We start from the raw sequence: 19,940 nt of genomic DNA, 5'->3' as shown, positions 1-19,940 counted from the left end.
CTCTGCGCGGTTTGTTGGTGCGCATCAGCAACCGCGCGTCACCGGCATCTCGACGTCGCTCTTGATGGCCATGTGTTTGGCCAGTTCCAGCTTGGCAATCGCCGCGCGGTGCACCTCGTCCGGACCATCGGCCAAGCGCAGCGTGCGCTGGTTGGCGTAGCTGTAGGCCAGCGGGAAGTCGTCGCTGACGCCGCCACCACCGTGGGCCTGGATGGCCATGTCGATGATCTCGCAGGCCATGTTGGGCGCCACCACCTTGATCATCGCGATCTCGGCCTTGGCCACCTTGTTGCCGACGGTGTCCATCATGTAGGCGGCCTTGAGCGTGAGCAGGCGCGCTTGTTCAATCTTGCAGCGGGCCTCGGCGATGCGCTCGTGCCAGACGGATTGGGACGAGATCGGCTTGCCAAAGGCGACGCGGCTGTTGAGGCGCTTGCACATGAGTTCCAGCGCACGCTCGGCCGCGCCGATGGAGCGCATGCAGTGGTGGATGCGACCCGGGCCGAGGCGGCCCTGGGCGATCTCGAAGCCGCGGCCTTCGCCGAGCAGCAGGTTGCTCACCGGCACGCGCACGTCCTTGAGTACCACTTCCATGTGGCCATGCGGCGCGTCGTCGTAGCCGAACACGGAGAGCGGCCGTACCACGGTCACGCCTGGCGTGCCGGCGGGCACGACGATCATGCTCTGCTGCGAATGGCGCGGCGCCTCCGGGTCGGTCTTGCCCATCACGATGTAGACCTTGCAGCGCGGGTCGCCGGCGCCCGACGACCACCACTTGCGGCCATTGAGCACGTAGTGGTCACCGTCGCGCGCGATCTCGCACTGGATGTTGGTGGCATCAGATGACGCCACCGCGGGTTCGGTCATCAGGAAGGCCGAGCGGAACTCGCCGCGCAGCAGAGGTTCGAGCCATTCGTCCTTGATCTCCTCGGACGCATAGCGCTCCAGCGTCTCCATGTTGCCGGTGTCGGGCGCAGAACAGTTGAACACCTCGGCCGCGAACGGCACGCGGCCCATGATCTCGCACAGCGGCGCGTATTCCAGGTTGGACAGACCTTCGGGGGCCCGCTTGCTCATCGGCAGGAACAGGTTCCACAAGCCAGCGGCGCGCGCCTTGGGCTTGAGCTCCTCGATGACAGTGGTCGGGATCCAGGCATTGCCTTTGGCGCGGTTGGCCGCGATTTCGGCGAAGAAGCGGCCTTCGTTGGGGTAGATGTGCTCGTCCATGAAGGCCAGCAGGCGCTGGCGCATGTCCTTGACCTTGTCGGTGTAGTCGAAATGCATGGGGTGGTCCTTGTGTGTGGTCTGGACGTTGGGGGAAGGGGTGCTCAGGCCTGCTGCGCGAAGCGCCAGGCCATTTCGGCGAGCGGGCGCGCGCCGGCGGCGGACGACACCGCCTGCGCGCTGGAGGCGGTGCCCATCTCGACGCGCTTTGCGATGCCTTGCAGGATGGCGGCGAGGCGGAACAGGTTGTAGGCCAGGTAGAAGTTCCAGTCGGCCTTGAGCTGTTCGGGTGTGACAAAGCCGGTGCGCTCGCAGTAACGGCGGATGTACTCGGCCTCGGTCGGAATGCCCAGCGCCTGCACGTCCAGGCCGCCGATGCCGCGGAAGGCGCCGGGCGGGATGTGCCAGGCCATGCAGTGGTAGCTGAAGTCGGCCAGCGGGTGGCCCAGCGTGGACAGCTCCCAGTCGAGGATCGCGAGCACGCGCGGCTCGGTGGGGTGGAACATCAGGTTGTCCAGCCGGTAGTCGCCGTGCACGATGGACACCAGCGATTCGTCGCGCGCCATGGCCGGAATGTTCCGGGGCAGCCATTCCATGAGCTGGTCCATCTCGGGGATGGGCTGCGTGATCGACGCCACATACTGCTTGCTCCAGCGGCCGATCTGGCGTTCGAAGTAGTTGCCGGGCTTGCCGTAGTCGGCCAGACCGATGTCTGCTGGGCGCACTGAGTGCAGCGCGGCCATCACGCGGTTCATCTCGTCGTAGATGGCGTCGCGCCGGTCATTGGTCAGCTCGGGCAGCGACTGGTCCCACATCACACGGCCGTCGACGCACTCCATTACATAGAAAGCGCGGCCGATCACCGACTCGTCCTCGCACAGAGCGTGCATGCGGGCCACCGGCACACCGGTGCCGTGCAGCGCGCCCATCACGCGGAACTCGCGCTCGATGGCGTGGGCAGAGGGCAGCAGCTTGGCCACCGGACCGGGCTTGGCGCGCATGACGTAGGCGCGCGCCGGCGTGATGAGTTTGTAGGTGGGGTTGGACTGGCCACCCTTGAACATCTCGATGCTCAGGGGGCCGCTGAAGCCTTCGACATGACGTTCGAGCCAGGCCTGGAGGGCGGCGGTGTCGACAGCGTGCTGGGCCGCCACCGGCCGTGTGCCGGTGAAGTTCTGTAGGTCGTTCATTCGGTCACGGTCGGTGAGGGCAGGAAAACGGTCAGTGCTCGGCTTCGGCGATGCGCATCAGCATGTCGCGGTTGCGCACCACCAGCCCTCCCTGCTCGATGCGGATCGCTTCTTCGCGCTCCATGGATTTGAGTTCCTGGTTGACGCGCTGGCGCGAGGCGCCGAGCAGTTGCGCCAGTTCTTCCTGTGCCAGCTGCAGGCCGATGCGCATCTCGTTGCCATCCGACAGGCAGGGCACGCCGTAGGAGCGCACCAGGTGCAGCAGCTGCTTGGCAAGGCGCGCACGCAGCGGCAGGGTGTTGAGGTCTTCCACCAGGCCGAACAACGTGCGGATGCGCCGCGCCTGGAGGCGCATCAGCGCTTCGTAAAGCTCGACATGGGCACTGAGGATCTTCTGGAAATCGTTGCGCGCCACGCACAACAGCGTGGTCGGGCCATGCGCATAGGCGTCGTGCGTGCGGCGGTCCCCGTCGAAAAATGCCACGTCCCCGAACCACACACCGGGCTCCACATAGGTCAGCGTGATCAGCTTGCCCGAAAGCGAGGTCGAGCTGACACGCACCGCGCCCTTGGCAACCCCCGTCCACTCGGTGGGCGGTTCGCCGCGGGCGACGATCAGGTCGCCGTCCTTGAATCGCTTGACGTAGGCGCATCGGAGAATGTCGTGACGCAGGGAGGGGGAAAGACTCTGGAACCAGCGACCGTTGTTGATCGCCTCGCGTTCTTCCATTGTCAGAATGGGTTCGTCCATCGGATGTCTTTTGAGTGACTGAGAGCGCTCCCATTGTCACCACTGGGACGCGCCGGAAGCATCAGGGATAGCGCGGGGGACTGTCCCGCAGGTGTCGCCGTGCCGCTTTCAAAACCGCAGCACGGCAGGCTTGTTAATTAGCGGTAGCCGGGGCGGCGCTTCTCAAGAAAGGCCGAGATGCCTTCACCGCCGTTGGCGTGATGGAGGTTGCGCACGAAGTGGTCGCGTTCGGCGGCCAGCTGGGTGTGCAGCGGCGCGGTCTGTGCCTCGTTCACCAGCTCCTTGATGCTGGCCATGGCATTGGGTGCCCGGGTGTTGAGCTTCTCGGCCAGCGCCAGCGCGGTGGCCATCGCCTCGCCGCTGGCACACACCTGGTTGACCACGCCCAGGATCTGCAGGCGGGCGGCGTCGATGCGGTCGCCGCACATCAGCAACTGCATCGCCGTGGCGCGGGGCAGGGCGCGCGCCAGACTCCAGGTGGCACCGCCGTCGGAGGACAGGCCCACATTGCTGTAGGCCATTACGAAGACGCTGTCCTGTGCGGCCACCAGCAAATCGCAGGCCAGCGCGAGCGAGAAGCCCGCACCGGCACAGGCGCCTTCCACGGCGGCGATCACCGGCTTGGGGAACGCGCGGATGGTTTCGATCCAGTTGTGCAGGCTTTCGATGCTCTGGGCCTGCACCTCGGGCGGCTGCTGGCGGTTGGACAGCAGGCGCTGCAGGTTGCCACCCGCGCAGAAATGGCTCCCCTCGCCGGTGATCACCACCGAACGCACCTCCGGGCTTGACTCGGCCACGTTCAGCGCCTCGACCCCCGCGGCATAGATCTCCGGCCCCAGGGCATTGCGGTGTTCCGGGTTGCTGATGGTCAGCACCATGGTCTGGCCATGGCTGTGGCTTTTGAGGCTGGCGCTCATCCTCAGACCTCTTCGTGCATCAGGCTCAGGCCCAGGGCGCCGCGGCGGCGCAGCCAGGGCGAGGGGCGGTAGCGCGGGTCGCCGTAGACCGTGCCCATGTTGAACAGGATCTCCAGCACATTGGTGGGGCCGACCTTGTCGCCCATGGCCAGCGGACCCATGGGGTATCCCAGACCCAGTGTCACCGCCACTTCCAGGTCCTTGGGTGTGCAGATGCCCTGCTGGCACATGTCGGCCGCGATGTTGACGATGGTGGCGACGACGCGCTGCGTCACGAAGCCGCCACTGTCCCTGACCACGCTCACCGCCTTGCCGTCCTTTGCGAACAGGGCGTACGCTGCATCGCGCATGTCGGGTCGCGTCGCCGGGTTGGTGGCCAGCACGCGGCGCTTGGTGGCGGCGTCCTCCAGCATCATGTCGATGCCAACGGTGCGGGTGGGGTCGAGCCGCTCGACCGCGGCCAGGGTGGTCACGTCCAGTCCGAGCGGTGCCACCACGATCAGCGCGCTGGCCGATGGTGCCTGGGCTGTTTCGATGTTCGCGCCCAGGTTCTTGAGCAACTGGTAGATCTCGGCCCGACGCGCGGCCTTGGGCGAAACCCAGACCGGCGGCAGGGCACCGACCTCGGGCACCGGCGGCTCGGCAGGAACCTGCGCTATGCCGTCTTTGTATGCATAGAAGCCGTCACCGACCTTCTTGCCGACCACGCCGCCGGCGAGTCGTTGTGCCGTGATTACGCTGGGGCGGTAGCGCGGTTCGTCGTAGTACTGGCGGTGGATCGACTCCATGACCGGGTGCGAGACGTCCAGGGCGGTCAGATCCATCAGCTCGAAAGGACCGAGCCGGAAGCCCATCTGGTCTTTGAGGATGCGGTCGATGGTCGCGAACTCGGCCACCCGCTCGCTCGCCACCCGCAGCGCTTCCGTGCTGTAGCCGCGGCCTGCGTGGTTGACGATAAAGCCGGGGGTGTCTTGCGCCGATACGGGGGTATGCCCGAATTCGCGGGCAAAGGCGGTCAGCCGCTCGCACACCTCCGGGTCGGTCTTGAGACCGGCGATCACTTCGACCACGCGCATCAGCGGCACGGGGTTGAAGAAGTGGAACCCGGCAAGCTGTCGAGGGCGCTGAAGCGCCGCGCCGATGGCCGTCACTGACAACGAGGAGGTGTTGGTTGCCAGCACCGATTGTTCGGAAACGATGGACTCCAGTTCGGAAAACAGCTTCTGTTTGACTTCCAGCCGCTCGACGACGGCTTCCACGACCAGGTCGCAGGGGGCCAGCGAAGCGAGGGCTTCGGCACAGCGGAGCCGATCCAGCATGGCGGTGCGCTGCGCGGCATCAAGCTTGTTCTTTTCCACCAGTTTTTGCCAGGTGTCCGCCAGCGCCTGTCGGGCAGCTTCGGCTGCATTGGGCTGCAGATCGAACAAGATGACTGCGCTGCCGGCCTGGGCCGCCATCTGCGCGATGCCGCGGCCCATGGCGCCGGCACCCACGATGCCGACCGTTTGAAAAGTTGGGGTCATATGAAAGTATTATTTGAGAGGGGAGGGCAACGACCTATGACAAAATGTTGCCACGAAGAACGGAAGGGCTGTGACGTGCGCCAGATCTTGGTTGGCTCTATTTTGCTATCAACGGCGTTGGGCGGTTCGGCGGCTACTTTGGGGCGACACAGCGGCGCTGTTGTCATTGGCAGGCCTCTTGATATCCGGGTGCAGGCCGTCGCTGCTCCCGGTGAAGATCTGTCGGCGCTGTGCCTGCAGGCGGATGTGTTCTTCGGCGACAACCAGCTGGGTCCTTCGTCCGTGCGCACCACGACGCAGCACAACGCGCCCGATGCCGAGGCTTCGGTGCGGATTCAGACCACGGTGCCAGTGAACGAACCCGTTGTCTCGGTGGTGGTGAAGGCGGGCTGCGCTTCTCCGTTCTCCCGCCGGTACGTGCTGCTGGCGGACTTCGTGTCCGAGCCCGCGGCGCCGCAAACAGCCCCTGCGTTCTCCGGTGCACAAGAGGCGGTGAGGCCGCTGCCCAACGCTGTGGCAGGTTCGACAGCGAACCCGAGGACTGCGGCCGGTTCTGGCGCCCGCAGCAGTGGTGCTGCGGCGGCCCCGACGCGCAGTACGGCGCCTGCCGCTTCCGCTTCATCTTCTTCCAGGCCCAGGCCCGCCAGCGTGGTGCGCAAACCGGCGGAACCCGCAAGGGACACGGTCCCGCGGCTCCAGTTGGACCCTGTGGATGTGAGTCTCGCGATCGAGCGTGATCCGGTTCTCAAACTGTCTCTGTCTTTGCTCAGCGAGCCTGTCTCGAACCCCCAGGAGCGGGCCGCCGCTGCCCAGCTCTGGAAGGCGTTGAACGCATCCCCCGAGGACATTCTTCGCGACGCCCAGAAGCTGACAGTCCTTGAAGCCGAGTCCAAAGGCTTGCGTGAGCAGGAGGCGCGCAACAAGGCCGCCATGCAGGACATGGAAGCCAGACTCGAACAGTCCCGCTTTATGTCATGGGCAGCATACGCGCTGGGGGCGTTGCTGCTTCTCGCTTTGGCGGCACTCGCCTGGCTGTGGAAACGCAAGGTGCCCGTCGGCGTTGCGGGTACCGCTCAGAAGGACTGGTGGACGTCTGGTACTGCGAAGGCGGCCAAGGTGTCTGCCGAGAAGCCTGCAAGGAATGTGGCGGTCAAAGGATTGGATCTTGACCTTGATCTGGATGCCGATTCGGGGCTGGACGAACTGGGTCCGATGCGCAGAGGTTCTGGTGACAGCGGAGCGATGCCCTTGTCCACTTCCGAGCGCCGCGATTTCCGAACCAGCCACATCGGCGTGTCCCGGTCCGTTGCCACGGAAGAACTGTTCGACGTCCAGCAGCAGTCGGATTTCTTCGTGTCGCTGGGCGAGTTTGACCAGGCGATCGGTATCCTCAAGACGCATTTGCACGAAAGCCAGGAGCCCAGCGCGCTCGCCTATCTCGATCTCTTCAAGCTCTACCACCGGCTGGGGCGGCGCGACGAGTACGAAAAGCTGCGCGAAGAGTTCAACCACCAGTTCAATGCGAGTGCACCGCCGTTTGACCAGTACAGCGACTCCAACCGGGGGCTCGAAGCTTACGAAACTGCGTTCGGGCGGATTCAGGCCCTGTGGCCTCAGCCCAAGGTGCTGGACGTCATCGAGAAGTCCATCTTCAAGGATGCGGCTGATCCCGAGTCGGAGGTTTTTGATCTCGAAGCGTACCGAGAGCTCCTGCTTCTTCACGCCATCGCGAAGGATGTGATCCAGCGCGATTCGAGTACCCCTTCTTCGGACTTCCAGCACACGGCGATCCGTCCGCTCAAGGCTGCGGGACCAAAGATGACTGCGGCTGCTGCGGCTGCATCCGAACGGTTGACCGAACCGATGGATGAAGTACCGCACGCCTCTCCCCGCCTTGGTCTGGACATTGACCTGGATGCGTTGCACGACGCGTCGGCGTTCGAGGCGTCCCTGCCCGACGTGGTGGTGCCGGTGGAGCCCACGGCCAAGCCTGCGCGATCGACGGGTATGCCTGCTTCAGAATCCGCAGACATGGGCAACCTGATCGACTTTGAAGTCCTGGACTTCATGCCGCCCGATGATGAGGACGTCCCGCCCGGCAGGGACACACAATCCAAGTGAAGAGCAGGGTGCTCAACAAAAAAGCCAGACACGTTCTCTGGCTTTTTTTTATGGGGAAGTGCTCCAGAGCTTTTGGGTCAGCGCCTCACCTGTAGGGCGCCGGGGTTGACGATGTTGGTGGGCGTACCCTTGATGAAATTGACCACGTTGTCAAAGGCAGCCGAGAACAGCGTCTCGTAGTTGCTGAGTTCGACGTAGCCGATGTGAGGCGTGCAGATGCAGTTCTCCAGCCTGAGCAGTGCGTGGCCCTGAAGAATCGGCTCGGATTCGAACACATCAATGGCCGCCATGCCAGGGCGGCCCCGGTTCAAGGCGGTCAGCAAGGCCTCGGCCTCGATCAGTTCGGCTCTCGAAGTATTGACCAGCAATGCGGTTGGCTTCATGCGAGAAAGATCCTCCAGCGTGACACAGCCCGCGCTGCGGTCACTGAGTCGAAGGTGGAGGCTCAGCACATCCGAGCGTTCAAAGAGATCTTCGCGGCTGGTTGCGACCTCAAAGCCATCGGCAACTGCCTGCTGGCAGGACTCTTCGCCACCCCAGACCAGCACCTGCATGCCAAAAGCTTTGCCATAGGCCGCAACCAGCTTGCCGATACGGCCATAGCTCCACAAGCCGAGTGTCTTGCCGTGAAGAACCATGCCCAGGCCGAAGTTGGCAGGCATGGACGATGACTTCAGCCCCGACTGTTGCCAGGCGCCGTGCTTGAGGCTTGCCACATACTGGGGGATGCGCCGCATCGACGCCATGACCAGCGCCCATGTGAGCTCAGCTGTGGACACCGGGGAACTTTTGCCTTCGGCCACAGCAATGCCACGCTCGGTGCAGGCATTGACGTCAATGTGGCTGCCGATACGCCCGGTCTGCGCAATGAGTTTCAGGCGAGGCAGCTTGTCAACCAGTTGGCGGGATATTGGTGTTCTTTCCCGGATCAGGACCACGATGTCGGCATCCCGCAACCGTATGGACAGCTGCCCGACCCCCTTGACCGTGTTGGTGAAGACTTTGGCGGGATAGGGGTCAAGGCGTGCTGCGCAATCCAGCTTTCGGACGGCGTCTTGATAGTCGTCCAATATCACGATGTTCATGGGGCACTATTGTGCCGCCATGAGCATTCTGTTCAGCCTTTGCGCTGTCAGGCGGGTTCGGTGCAGTGCTCGAGCGCAGCCAGACGGTCCAGTTCGGCACAGACATCGGCCATGCGCCCTGAAATCACCAGGCAAGCGTTTTGATCCGGTTGGCTGGCGTGCTTCAGGCGAATGGTTGCAGGCCTTGAGGGGCGAGACACCTCGGCCATGGAAGCGCTGGGAGAGACCGGCGGCGACTGCTTTGGTTGCTTGTTGGCCAACCATCCGGCCCTGACAAACCGCTGCATGAGCGTTGGCAGCGGCTTGCGGGTCTTGTACGGACAAGGAGGGGACGGCAGCCAGCTGTCGATCAGCTGCAGCGGTGCGCGCCAGGTCTTGGATGTGATGCGGATTCCCATGTGAAACTCCGGAAAGGGGTTGGACACAGGCAGGATTGGTTCGGAAGAGCCGCCTTCGCAGGGTTTGCCAAGGACAGTGCGCTGTCCTGGCAAAACGCCCGCCACCTGCGAGGGCGGCACCGACCCAGCGGGTCAGATCTGGAAGCTGTTGCGAATCAGGCCCACGGCGAGGCCTTCGATTTCGAAGGGTTCACCCGGTTGCACCACGATGGTTTTGTAGTCGGGGTTTTCCGCGTGCAGCTCGATTTGGTGGTCGCGGCGCATGAAGCGCTTGACAGTCACGTCGTCACCGAGTCTGGCCACCACGATCTGTCCATTTTTTGCTTCCTTGCCAGACTGGACCGCCAGCAGGTCGCCGTCGAGGATGCCGACGTCGCGCATGGACATGCCGCGCACGCGCAGCAAGTAGTCGGGGGTGCGCTGGAACAGGCTGCGTTCGACGTGGTAGGTCTGGTCGACATGCTCCTGCGCGAGGATCGGGGAGCCGGCTGCCACCCGTCCGATCAAGGGCAGCATGAGCTGCGCAAGGCCGGGCAGCGGCAGTGTAAGCTGCTGAGCCCTTTGATCGTTGATGGCCTGCAAGTCCCGGCTGCGAAGGCGGATTCCGCGGGATGTACCGCTGACCAGTTCGATCATGCCTTTGCGAGCGAGCGCCTGAAGGTGCTCCTCGGCTGCATTGGCCGACTTGAAGCCAAGCTCGGTCGCAATTTCTGCGCGGGTGGGCGGAGCGCCCGTGCGGGCAATGGCGTTCTGGATCAGCTCCAGGATTTGCTGCTGGCGGGCCGTGAGCTTGGGCGGGAACGACTCGATCATGTCAACCTCGTGGTTTGGCGGGGTAATGCTGGATGAGCTGTTTGCATATCCAGTATCTGTATTTTTAAACAGTTTTGGAGACTTGGCAAGTGAACGACAACAACAGGAGCCTTTGCGTGATTCTGGGGACCGGCGGAACGATCGCCGGGCGGGCGGCCCGGTCTGGTGATAACGTGGGCTACGTCGCGGGGCAGGTTCGTGTGGAAGATCTTCTGGAGGGCGTTCCAGCGCTGCAAGGCAGCCCACTGGAGGTGGAGCAGGTGGACCAGGTGGACAGCAAGGACATGCACTTCGGTCTGTGGAAGCGGCTGTTGCTTCGGCTCTCTCACCACCTTGCACGCGAGGAGGTGGCCGGCGTGGTGGTCACACACGGCACCGACACACTGGAAGAAACAGCCTTTTTCATCCAGAAGGTGCTGCAGCCCCGCAAGCCGGTGGTGTTCACCTGCGCGATGCGCCCTGCCACCGCCCTGGTGCCCGACGGACCTCAGAACCTGCTGGATGCGGTGACTGTGGCGGGTCATCCCGAGATCGATGGATGCGTGGTGGTCTGTGCGGGAGAGGTGCACGCGCCCGAGCACTTGACCAAGGTTCACAGCTACCGGGTGGATGCGTTCGATTCGGGGGACGCCGGCCCTGTGGCGTGTGTGGAAGAAGGCGAGGTCCGGTGGTTCCATCCTCTGGCAAGCCGCCCGACTGCCAAGCGTTCGGAGGCGCTTCTGGCGCGGGTGCTGCGGGCCGATGCGCTGCCACGCGTCCAGCTGGTGACCAGCCATGCCGATGCCGACGGCTCCATTGTTCGCGCGCTGCTGCAGGCGGAACCGGCCCTGCGTCCGCAGGGCATTGTGGTGGCGGCCACTGGCAACGGCACGGTTCACCAGTCGCTGGCCTCGGCCTTGTCGGAGGCCATGGCCTGTGGTGTGCGGGTGGTCAGGGCCACTCGCTGCGCCCGAGGTCGTGTGATTCCGGACACGGTCAATCCCATGCCAGACTCCGCCGGGCTGTCCCCGGTGAAGGCACGGCTGGCACTGGCGCTCTCACTGCTGGAACCCTGACGCGCCAGACAGGTGCCACGAAAAAAAGAAACCCGGCAAGTTGCCGGGTTTGCAGGAGGAGTGGGCGCTGGGTCAGGCGGCCAGGGCCTGGAACGCGCGGGAGGTGATTTCGTCCACCGAGCCGGTGCCGCTGATGGCGCGGTACTTGGGGGCAGCGGCCGGATCTGTCTTGGCCCAATGGCTGTAGTAGTCGACCAGAGGTCGGGTCTGGGCGCTGTACACCTCCAGGCGCTTCTTGACAGTCTCTTCCTTGTCATCGTCGCGCTGAATCAGCGGTTCACCGGTGACGTCGTCCTTGCCTTCCACCTTGGGAGGATTGAACTTCACGTGGTAGGTGCGTCCCGAGGCAGGGTGCGAGCGGCGGCCGCTCATGCGCTCGATGATGGCGTCGAACGGCACGTCGATTTCCAGCACATAGTCCAGCTTCACGCCGGCCGCCTTCATGGCGTCGGCCTGCGGGATGGTGCGTGGGAAGCCGTCAAACAGGAAGCCACTGGCGCAGTCGGGCTGGGCGATGCGTTCCTTGACGAGGTTGATGATCAGGTCGTCGCTCACCAGACCACCGGCGTCCATCACCGCCTTGGCCTGCATGCCCAGGGGGGTGCCGGCCTTGACGGCGGCCCGCAGCATGTCGCCGGTCGAGATCTGGGGGATGCCGTACTTCTGGCAGATGAAGGTGGCTTGTGTGCCCTTGCCCGCACCAGGAGCGCCCAACAGGATCAGTCTCATCGTCTTCCTTGTATCAATGTTTCATTCGTGCTCGCCTGTCTCCGCGGCAGAGCCAGCCCCGGAATCGAGGGTCGAACGAGGATAGCATGGCCCACCCCGACACTGCCTTACAGACAGTGTCGCAGTTCAAGACTTCCGGAGCAGCGTCCGGACTCTTTCCAGGTCCGCGGGGGTGTCGACGCCGGGTGCGGCTGCGTGGGTCGCCAGATGCACCGCAATGCGCTCGCCGTGCCAGAGGGTGCGCAGCTGCTCCAGCGACTCCGTCAACTCCAGCGGTGCCGGCTCCAGCAACGGAAACCGGCGCAGGAAGCCTGCCCGGTATCCGTAGACGCCGATGTGGCGCAAAGGGAGCGGAGAAGGCAGGCACGACGGCTGGCCTGCCGCCATACCGTCGCGCCACCAGGCGATGGGCGCTCGGCTGAAATACAGCGCCACCTGCCTCCGGTCGAGCACCACCTTGACCACGTTCGGATTGAGAAAGTCTTCCACCTGCTCGATGGCGTGGGCAGCAGTGCTCATCACGCAGTCTGGCCGTTGCGCCAGCTGCGTGGCCACCGCGGCGATGAGCGCTGGGTCCACCAGCGGTTCATCCCCCTGCACATTCACCACGAGTTCGTCGTCGGCCAGCCCCAGCTGTTCACAGGCTTCGGCCAGCCGGTCGCTGCCGGAGGGATGGTCGGCCCGTGTGAGCAACGCCGTCACGCCATGCGCCGCACAGGCGCTCAGGATGCGAGGATCGTCGGCCGCCACCAGCACCTGACGGGCACCGCTGAGCTGCGCCTGCCGGGCCACACGAACGACCATGGGCAGGCCTTCGATGTCGGCCAGCGGTTTGTCCGGAAGGCGGCTGGAGGCCATGCGCGCTGGAATCAGCACGCTGAAAACCGATGTCTGAGCCGCCATGGTCAGGTGGTGGGTGCCGGTGGCCGGGCGGCTTCTTCGTCGCTCAGTGTTCTGGCTTCGTGCTCCAGGAGAATGGGAATGCCATCGCGCACCGGATAAGCCAGGCGGGCGCTGCGGGAAATCAGCTCCTGGGCCTCGCGGTCGAAGATTAGAGGGCCTTTGGTGACCGGGCAGACCAGCAGATCAAGCAGTTTGGTGTCCATGCGGCGATGATAGTCGCGCGCTTGCATGCAGACCCTCCAGCCGCTGATCCAGCGCAGCCAGAAAGGCCGGGTCGAGCTGAAGCTCCAATGGCACAGTCCACAGCGAGGGACGTTTGTCGGCGGGCAATGCTTGCGCCAAGGCGAACAGCTTGACCGCATCCTTTTCTGTGCACACCACGGTGGATGAGGGTGAATCCAGGACCGCCTGGTAGGCGTCCGGTGGCGCGTGGTCCGGCAGGGCCACGCACCTGGACAAGGTCAGCCCCTGGTCACGCAGCATTTCGAAGAAGACCTCTGGCCTAGCGATGCCAGTCACGGCCACCAGGTCTTGGCCCGTCAGCCCGGACAAAGGCCGTTCATCGCCACCGGGGCCGCGGGCGACACCGGCGAGACGTCGGGTGGCTGCAAACGAGGTCGCGCCCGCGGGCAAGGCAGGTGGCAAAACCGGTGCCGAACCGGCTCGCCGCTGAAGCAGGACAAACTGCGGCGAGAACGGATCTTTGGCGGCAGGAGGCCAGGGCTCCCTGAGCAGGCCTGCTGGCAACAACCATCCATTGCCGGTGCCCCGGTCATCGAACACCGCGATGGCGATGTCCCGTCCCAGCGCCAGATGCTGCAACCCATCGTCGCACAACAGTAGGTTCACCTCGGGGTGCGCCGCCAGCAGGGCGCGGGCGGCGTCTGCGCGACGCTTTGCGACCACGACCGGCACGCCTGTGCTCCGGTGAATTAAGGTGGGTTCGTCCCCGGCCTCCGCGGCCGTTGTCCCCGGTGTGAGCTCCAGCAGTCCATCGCCCAGCCTTCCGTGCCCCCGGGACACCACGCCCGGCGACCAGCCCCGCACGCGCAGATGGGCGATCAGCGCCATCACCGTCGGCGTTTTGCCCGCGCCACCGACGACCACATTCCCGATCACGATCACCGGCACGGGCAGGCGTTCCACCGGTTGCCGACCCTGTGCATAGCGCCGCCGCCGCCAGGCGATCAGCGCCCGGTAGATCTGGGACAGCGGCCACAACAGGCGGGCTTTCCAACCCCGCTGCGCCCAGATCGCTTGCCACCGGGCCTCGGTGTCCGGGCGTGTCATGTGGCGGGTGTCAGGACTTGCCGCGCGACGGGGCCGAGCCGGACTGTTGGGTGGCGAAGGTGATCTGCACCAGCCCCGCGCGGCGGGCTGCGTCCATCACGTTGATCACCGACTGGTGGGTGGCCGCGGCATCTGCGCTGATGATGATCACCATGTCGCGGGTGTCCTGCGTTGCTTCTTCGAGCGCACGGGTCAGCGACTCGACGGACGAGCTGTCCAGCAACGCCTGGTTGATCGCATAGCGGCCATCGCTGCTGACCGAGACGATGACTTCCTTCGGAGCGCTGCGCTGGGCCTCGGCATCGGCCACAGGCAGATTGACCTGCAACTGTGTGTACTTGCTGTAGGTCGTGGTCAGCATCAGGAAGATCAGCACGACCAGCAGGATGTCGATGAAGGGGATCAGGTTGATCTCCGGCTCATCGCGGGTGCCAGGACGAAAGTTCATGCGGTGGTTCCCGGGCGCTGCTTACTTGTTGCGCAGTGTCACCAGGTGGCGGACGAACCGCTCCGTGGCGACCTCCATGGTCAGCAGGTAATCGTCGACCCTGGCGCGGAAGTAGCGCCAGAAAATCAGCGCTGGAATGGCGACCATCAGGCCGAAGGCCGTGTTGTAAAGCGCGATCGAGATGCCGTGCGCCAGCTGGGTGGGATTGCCGCCGCCAGGCATGGTGCCCATGCCGGCGTCGCCGCCCTGGGAACCGAAAATCTCGATCATGCCGATCACCGTGCCCAGCAGACCCAGCAGAGGGGCTGCGGAGGCGATTGTGGCCAGAGCCCCCAGGTAGCGTTGCAGGCGCGAACCGGCCAGACGGCCCGCCCCCTCCAGCGAAGATCTCAGGTCGTCTTCGGTGGCCCTGGGGTTGCTGTTCAGGGTGCGAAAGCCGCTGGCGAGCACCTCGCCGAACACCGAGTTCTGCTCCAGCTGGGTGACCACATCCGGGTTGGGCACGCCATTGCGGGAGACCATGATGGCTTCGTCGAGCAGCTTCGGGGGCAGAACCTTGGCCGCCTTGAGGCTGACAAAACGCTCGATCACGAGGGCGAGAGCGATCACTGAACAGAAGATGAGGGGCCAGATCGGCCAGCCAGCGGCTTGTATGATGGAAAACAAATCAGGGCTCCGGTGCAATCTTTTGATTATGTCTCAGGCCTTGCGCCCGCCCGGCGTGGCCTTTCGCTCCAACGACCGGGGTCGGCCATCGGCAGCCAACCCTGGGGCCATGCACAGATTCTGTGGATAACTTTGTGCAAAACAGCGCCCCGACACCGGTGGATCCCGCCAAACGTCTGCATTTCAACAGTTCGATGACAAAACAGGCAGCCCAAAGTGCTTTGAAATCAAGCCACTTCCTGCGGATCGCAGACGACACGGGGGTGGATGGCTCGGATTCCAGCAACGGCGCGCCTTGTGGACAGGTTCAACCCGGAGATGCCTGTGTCTGAGCCGTTTTTCACGCCGGACGACAGCTCTGCGCGGCGCGTGTGGGCGGTTGGGCCGCTGATGCAAGCGATTGCGGACGCTTTGTCTGTTCGTTTCAACCCGGTGGCGGTGCGTGGCGAGATCTCGGGCTTCTCCCGTGCCGCCAGCGGGCACTGCTACTTTTCGCTGAAGGACGAATCGGGTCAGTTGCGTTGTGCCATGTTCCGCCGTGCGGCTGATCAGCTGCAGTTTGCTCCCCGGGATGGGGTGCTGGTGCAGGCTCAGGGCCGGCTGGATGTTTATGGTCCGCGCGGTGACCTGCAACTGATCGTTGAATCGCTCAAGCCGGCGGGGCAGGGCGCATTGTTCGAACAGTTCATCCGGCTCAAGGCGAGGCTGGAGGCTGAGGGGCTGTTTGATCCCCAGCGCAAACGGGCTCTGCCCTCGCAGCCCCGGAGCATCGCTGTCGTCACCTCGATGGGAGCGGCTGCGCTGCGCGACGTGGTGACTGCCTTGCGGCGGCGGGTGCCCCACATACCGGTGCTGGTGCATCCTGCGTCGGTGCAGGGCGCGCAGGCGCCGCAGGAGATCTGCCGGGCGCTGGAGCAGGCCTACCATCGCTTCAGGGACTCCGGTGAAGGCGATGTGCTTCTGCTGGTTCGTGGAGGCGGATCGCTGGAAGACCTCTGGGCGTTCAACGACGAATCGGTGGTGCGCGCGGTCGTGCGCGCGCCTATGCCGGTGGTCTGCGGCGTAGGGCACGAGACCGATTTCACCTTGTCCGACTTTGCGGCCGACCTGCGGGCCCCCACGCCTACCGCGGCAGCAGAGCTGTGCGCACCAACCCGTCAACAACGGCTCGACGAACTGGAGCAGCTCGAAACCGATCTCAGGGATTTGGTGTGGCGGGGTCTGGACCTGCGGGCGCAGCGGCTGGACCGGCTGGCTCAGCGGCTGGGGCGCCCCTCTGGTCGCCTGCACGACAGCAGCCAGCGGCTGTCGGCCCTGCAGCACCGGCTCACGTCGGCGGTGCAGTTGCGCCAGCAGCGCCACGCGCTCCATCTGGAGCGGTTGTCTTCCACGTTGCCCCAGGCGGTCGCGCGCGCTCTGTCGGCGCACGCGCAGCGGCTGGAACGCTGTGAGACTGCACTCGGTCTGCTGGATCCGATGCTTGTGCTTGAACGCGGCTATGCGTTTCTATCCGACCGTGATGGGCGAGCGATCACCAAAGCCGCTCTGGTGCAGCCCGGCCAATCCGTCACTGCGACCCTGGCAGACGGTTCGGTGGATCTGACAGCAGACCGTTGATGGGCGGACCTCTTTTCCCCTGAGGGCAGCAGCGGTTCAACGTGTTGCCTACAATGCGCCGGACTTTTCCCACTCAACAGACGAGGACCCCACATGGAACACACCCTGCCCGCACTGCCGTACGCCATCGACGCCTTGGCGCCGCACTACTCCAAGGAAACGCTGGAGTTCCACCACGGCAAGCACCACAACGCCTACGTGGTGAACCTCAACAACCTGCAGAAAGGCACCGAGTTCGAGTCCATGGACCTCGAATCGATCGTCAAGAAGTCCAGCGGTGGCATCTACAACAACGCCGCCCAGATCTGGAACCACACCTTCTTCTGGAACTGCATGAAGCCCAACGGTGGTGGTGAGCCTTCCGGTGCGCTGGCCGCTGCTATCAATGCCAAGTGGGGCAGCTATGCCGCCTTCAAGGAAGCCTTCGTCAAGTCCGCCGTGGGCAACTTCGGTTCCGGCTGGACCTGGCTGGTCAAGAAGGCCGACGGCACCGTGGACATCGTCAACATGGGTGCCGCCGGCACGCCCCTGACGACCGGCGACAAGGCCCTGCTGACCGTTGACGTGTGGGAGCACGCCTACTACATCGACTACCGCAACCTGCGCCCGAAGTTCGTTGAAACCTTCCTGGACAAGCTGGTCAACTGGTCGTTTGCTGAAAGCAACTTCGCCTGACGGCGACGAACCGATCCGGTTCTACAAAGCCCGAAGGTGTCGTGCCTCCGGGCTTTTTTCATGGCCTCGGGCCCATGCAGTCGCGGCAACAGCGAAAAAAGTTGGGATTTTTGATGTTCAATTTTGTTATGTGAGATAACGCTTCGAATTTTGAAGCCGAGGTCAGAGGACTGAAAGCAAAATCCCACACCATCGATCGCTTGCCCCGAGCTTGTCGGGAGCGGCGGATTTCCAACAACGACATCAGGAGCCATGCCATGAGCCAACCGTCCTCGACCATCGTTTACACCCTCACCGACGAAGCGCCCCTGCTGGCGACGGCGTCGTTCCTGCCCATCATCCGCACCTTTGCCGCCCCTGCGGGCGTCAACGTGACCACCAGCGACATCTCCGTCGTCGCCCGCATCCTGGCTCAGTTCCCGGAACACCTGACCGAAGAACAGCGCGTCCCGGATTACCTGGGCGAGCTGGGCAAGCTGACGCTGCGCCCCGAAGCCAACATCATCAAGCTCCCCAACATCAGCGCCTCGATCGCCCAGCTCAAGGCCGCGATCAAGGAGTTGCAAGGCAAGGGCTATGCGATTCCGGACTACCCCGAAAACCCGAAGAACGAAGAAGAGCAGGCCATCAAGGCCCGCTATTCCAAGTGCACTGGTTCGGCCGTAAACCCGGTGCTGCGCGAGGGCAACTCGGACCGCCGCGCCCCGCGCGCGGTCAAAGAGTTCGCCCGCAAGAACCCGCACAGCATGGCCGAATGGAGCCAGGCCTCGCAATCGCACGTGTCTCACATGCACGCCGGCGACTTCTACCACGGTGAAAAGTCGATCACGCTGGACAAGGCGCGCGACGTGAAGATGGAGCTGATCACCAAGAGCGGCAAGACCATCGTGCTCAAGCCGAAGGTTTCCCTGCTCGACCGCGAAGTGATCGACAGCATGTTCATGAGCAAGAAGGCCCTGCTGGCTTTCTACGAGAAAGAAATTGAAGACGCCCGCAAGACAGGCGTGATGTTCTCGCTGCACGTCAAGGCCACGATGATGAAGGTCTCGCACCCCATCGTGTTCGGTCACTGCGTGAAGATCTTCTACAAGGAAGCCTTCGAAAAGCACGGCGAGCTGTTCAAAGAGCTGGGCGTCAACGTCAACAACGGCATGGTTGATCTGTACAACAAGATCGCCACGCTGCCGCAGTCCAAGCAGGACGAGATCAAGCGCGACCTGCACGCTTGCCACGAGCACCGCCCCGAACTGGCCATGGTGGACTCGGCCAAGGGCATCACCAACTTCCACTCGCCCAACGACGTGATCGTGGACGCGTCGATGCCGGCCATGATCCGCAATGGCGGCAAGATGTGGGATGCCAACGGCCGCCTCAAGGACGTCAAGGCCGTGATGCCCGAGTCGACCTTCGCCCGCATCTACCAGGAGATGATCAACTTCTGCAAGTGGCACGGCGCCTTCGACCCCAAGACCATGGGCACGGTGCCCAACGTCGGCCTGATGGCGCAGCAGGCTGAGGAGTACGGCTCTCACGACAAGACCTTCGAGATCACCGAAGACGGTATTGCCAACATCACCGACCTGGAAACCGGTGAGGTGCTGCTGAGCCAGAACGTGGAAGCCGGTGACATCTGGCGCATGTGCCAGGTCAAGGACGCGGCCATTCGCGACTGGGTCAAGCTGGCCGTCAACCGCGCGCGCAACTCCGGCATGCCAGTGGTGTTCTGGCTGGACGCCTACCGCCCGCACGAGGCCCAGCTGATCCGCAAGGTCAAGATGTACCTGCACGAGCACGACACCAACGGTCTGGACATCCAGATCATGAGCCAGGTTCGTGCCATGCGCTATACGCTTGAGCGCGTGATCCGTGGCCTGGACACCATCAGTGCCACGGGCAACATCCTGCGCGACTACCTGACCGACCTGTTCCCCATCATGGAACTGGGTACCTCGGCCAAGATGCTGTCCATCGTGCCCCTGATGGCCGGCGGCGGCATGTACGAAACGGGTGCCGGCGGATCGGCACCCAAGCACGTGCAGCAGCTGGTGGAGGAAAACCACCTCCGCTGGGATTCGCTGGGTGAGTTCCTGGCACTGGCTGTTTCGCTGGAAGATCTGGGCCTGAAGACGGGGAACAGCAAGGCCAAGCTGCTGGCCAAGACCCTGGACAGCGCCACCGGCAAGCTGCTGGACAACAACAAGAATCCGTCGCCCAAGACGGGTCAGCTCGACAACCGGGGCAGCCAGTTCTACCTGGCGCTGTTCTGGGCGCAGGAACTCGCTGCACAGACCGAGGACGCCGAACTGGCGGCCAAGTTTGCGCCGCTGGCCAAGCAGCTGGCGGACAACGAGCAGGCCATCGTCGCTGAGCTGACCGAAGTGCAGGGCAAGCCGGTGGACATCGGCGGTTACTACAAGCCCGACTTCGACAAGCTCTCCACCGTGATGCGGCCGAGCAAGACGCTCAACGCTGCGCTGGAGTCCGTGGCCTGAGGTCTACGCCACTCGCCATGAAAAAAGCCCGCCATCCAGCGGG

The 19,940-nt window shown here is 64.1% G+C and carries 19 protein-coding genes; 5 read left to right on the top strand and 14 right to left on the bottom strand.

What is annotated here, in order from left to right; genetic code table 11:
• Positions 1-24: 24 nt before the first annotated feature.
• From HFL01S_RS19230 to HFL01S_RS19210, 5 genes are all read right to left on the bottom strand, one after another.
• Positions 25-1,284: an acyl-CoA dehydrogenase family protein gene (locus tag HFL01S_RS19230; protein ID WP_066261464.1), complete on the bottom strand. Its 1,260-nt coding sequence runs from the start codon at positions 1,282-1,284 to the stop codon at positions 25-27.
• Between the two features lie 44 nt (positions 1,285-1,328).
• Positions 1,329-2,414, bottom strand: a complete 1,086-nt coding sequence (locus tag HFL01S_RS19225; protein WP_066261463.1) for a phosphotransferase family protein — start codon at positions 2,412-2,414, stop codon at positions 1,329-1,331.
• Positions 2,415-2,445: 31 nt separating this feature from the next.
• On the bottom strand, positions 2,446-3,165 hold the full coding sequence (locus tag HFL01S_RS19220; RefSeq protein ID WP_066261461.1) for a Crp/Fnr family transcriptional regulator: 720 nt from the start codon (positions 3,163-3,165) through the stop codon (positions 2,446-2,448).
• A gap of 137 nt (positions 3,166-3,302) precedes the next feature.
• On the bottom strand, positions 3,303-4,082 hold the full coding sequence (locus HFL01S_RS19215; protein WP_066261458.1) for an oxepin-CoA hydrolase, alternative type: 780 nt from the start codon (positions 4,080-4,082) through the stop codon (positions 3,303-3,305).
• 2 nt (positions 4,083-4,084) lie between these two features.
• Positions 4,085-5,605 (bottom strand): 3-hydroxyacyl-CoA dehydrogenase, encoded by a 1,521-nt coding sequence (locus HFL01S_RS19210; protein ID WP_066261457.1) that lies wholly within the window; start codon positions 5,603-5,605, stop codon positions 4,085-4,087.
• 75 nt (positions 5,606-5,680) lie between these two features.
• On the opposite strand from HFL01S_RS19210, the gene HFL01S_RS19205 reads away from it, so the two are divergent.
• A complete protein-coding gene (locus HFL01S_RS19205; RefSeq protein ID WP_157538952.1) occupies positions 5,681-7,726 on the top strand; it encodes a replication initiation and membrane attachment family protein in 2,046 nt (681 codons plus the stop codon).
• Positions 7,727-7,803: 77 nt separating this feature from the next.
• Here HFL01S_RS19205 and HFL01S_RS19200 read toward each other — a convergent pair whose 3' ends face one another.
• The 3 genes from HFL01S_RS19200 to lexA form a co-directional block, all read right to left on the bottom strand.
• A complete protein-coding gene (locus HFL01S_RS19200; protein ID WP_066261452.1) occupies positions 7,804-8,811 on the bottom strand; it encodes a D-2-hydroxyacid dehydrogenase family protein in 1,008 nt (335 codons plus the stop codon).
• Between the two features lie 47 nt (positions 8,812-8,858).
• A complete protein-coding gene (locus HFL01S_RS25190) occupies positions 8,859-9,209 on the bottom strand; it encodes a hypothetical protein (RefSeq protein ID WP_157538951.1) in 351 nt (116 codons plus the stop codon).
• A 132-nt stretch (positions 9,210-9,341) separates the two neighbouring features.
• The gene (gene lexA / locus HFL01S_RS19190) at positions 9,342-10,022 is read right to left on the bottom strand and encodes a transcriptional repressor LexA (protein ID WP_066261449.1); all 681 of its coding nucleotides are present in this window, start codon (positions 10,020-10,022) and stop codon (positions 9,342-9,344) included.
• Positions 10,023-10,138: 116 nt separating this feature from the next.
• Between lexA and HFL01S_RS19185 the strand changes: the two genes are divergently transcribed.
• The gene (locus HFL01S_RS19185; protein ID WP_245644866.1) at positions 10,139-11,077 is read left to right on the top strand and encodes an asparaginase; all 939 of its coding nucleotides are present in this window, start codon (positions 10,139-10,141) and stop codon (positions 11,075-11,077) included.
• 72 nt (positions 11,078-11,149) lie between these two features.
• Here HFL01S_RS19185 and adk read toward each other — a convergent pair whose 3' ends face one another.
• From adk to HFL01S_RS19155, 6 genes are all read right to left on the bottom strand, one after another.
• On the bottom strand, positions 11,150-11,806 hold the full coding sequence (adk, locus tag HFL01S_RS19180) for an adenylate kinase (protein WP_066261444.1): 657 nt from the start codon (positions 11,804-11,806) through the stop codon (positions 11,150-11,152).
• 126 nt (positions 11,807-11,932) lie between these two features.
• Positions 11,933-12,709, bottom strand: a complete 777-nt coding sequence (gene kdsB / locus HFL01S_RS19175) for a 3-deoxy-manno-octulosonate cytidylyltransferase (protein ID WP_066261443.1) — start codon at positions 12,707-12,709, stop codon at positions 11,933-11,935.
• A 2-nt stretch (positions 12,710-12,711) separates the two neighbouring features.
• Positions 12,712-12,912, bottom strand: a complete 201-nt coding sequence (locus HFL01S_RS19170) for a Trm112 family protein (protein WP_066261441.1) — start codon at positions 12,910-12,912, stop codon at positions 12,712-12,714.
• The gene (gene lpxK / locus HFL01S_RS19165) at positions 12,893-13,999 is read right to left on the bottom strand and encodes a tetraacyldisaccharide 4'-kinase (RefSeq protein ID WP_066261440.1); all 1,107 of its coding nucleotides are present in this window, start codon (positions 13,997-13,999) and stop codon (positions 12,893-12,895) included. Before lpxK ends, HFL01S_RS19170 begins: the two co-directional genes overlap by 20 nt.
• Positions 14,000-14,009: 10 nt before the next feature.
• Positions 14,010-14,447 (bottom strand): ExbD/TolR family protein, encoded by a 438-nt coding sequence (locus tag HFL01S_RS19160; protein WP_066261438.1) that lies wholly within the window; start codon positions 14,445-14,447, stop codon positions 14,010-14,012.
• Between the two features lie 21 nt (positions 14,448-14,468).
• Positions 14,469-15,113 (bottom strand): MotA/TolQ/ExbB proton channel family protein, encoded by a 645-nt coding sequence (locus HFL01S_RS19155; RefSeq protein ID WP_066261437.1) that lies wholly within the window; start codon positions 15,111-15,113, stop codon positions 14,469-14,471.
• Positions 15,114-15,431: 318 nt separating this feature from the next.
• Between HFL01S_RS19155 and xseA the strand changes: the two genes are divergently transcribed.
• From xseA to HFL01S_RS19140, 3 genes are all read left to right on the top strand, one after another.
• Positions 15,432-16,730 (top strand): exodeoxyribonuclease VII large subunit, encoded by a 1,299-nt coding sequence (xseA, locus tag HFL01S_RS25795; RefSeq protein ID WP_066261570.1) that lies wholly within the window; start codon positions 15,432-15,434, stop codon positions 16,728-16,730.
• A gap of 93 nt (positions 16,731-16,823) precedes the next feature.
• The gene (locus tag HFL01S_RS25790) at positions 16,824-17,405 is read left to right on the top strand and encodes a superoxide dismutase (protein WP_066261435.1); all 582 of its coding nucleotides are present in this window, start codon (positions 16,824-16,826) and stop codon (positions 17,403-17,405) included.
• Between the two features lie 257 nt (positions 17,406-17,662).
• Complete coding sequence (locus tag HFL01S_RS19140) at positions 17,663-19,897, top strand: NADP-dependent isocitrate dehydrogenase (protein ID WP_066261432.1); 2,235 nt, start codon at positions 17,663-17,665, stop codon at positions 19,895-19,897.
• Positions 19,898-19,940 lie beyond the last annotated feature (43 nt).

Origin of the sequence: Hydrogenophaga flava NBRC 102514, from assembly GCF_001571145.1 — a bacterium.
GTDB classification, from domain to species: Bacteria; Pseudomonadota; Gammaproteobacteria; order Burkholderiales; family Burkholderiaceae_C; genus Hydrogenophaga; species Hydrogenophaga flava.
Note: the sequence above shows the minus strand (reverse complement) of the source record. Positions and strands in the feature narration are given on the sequence as shown.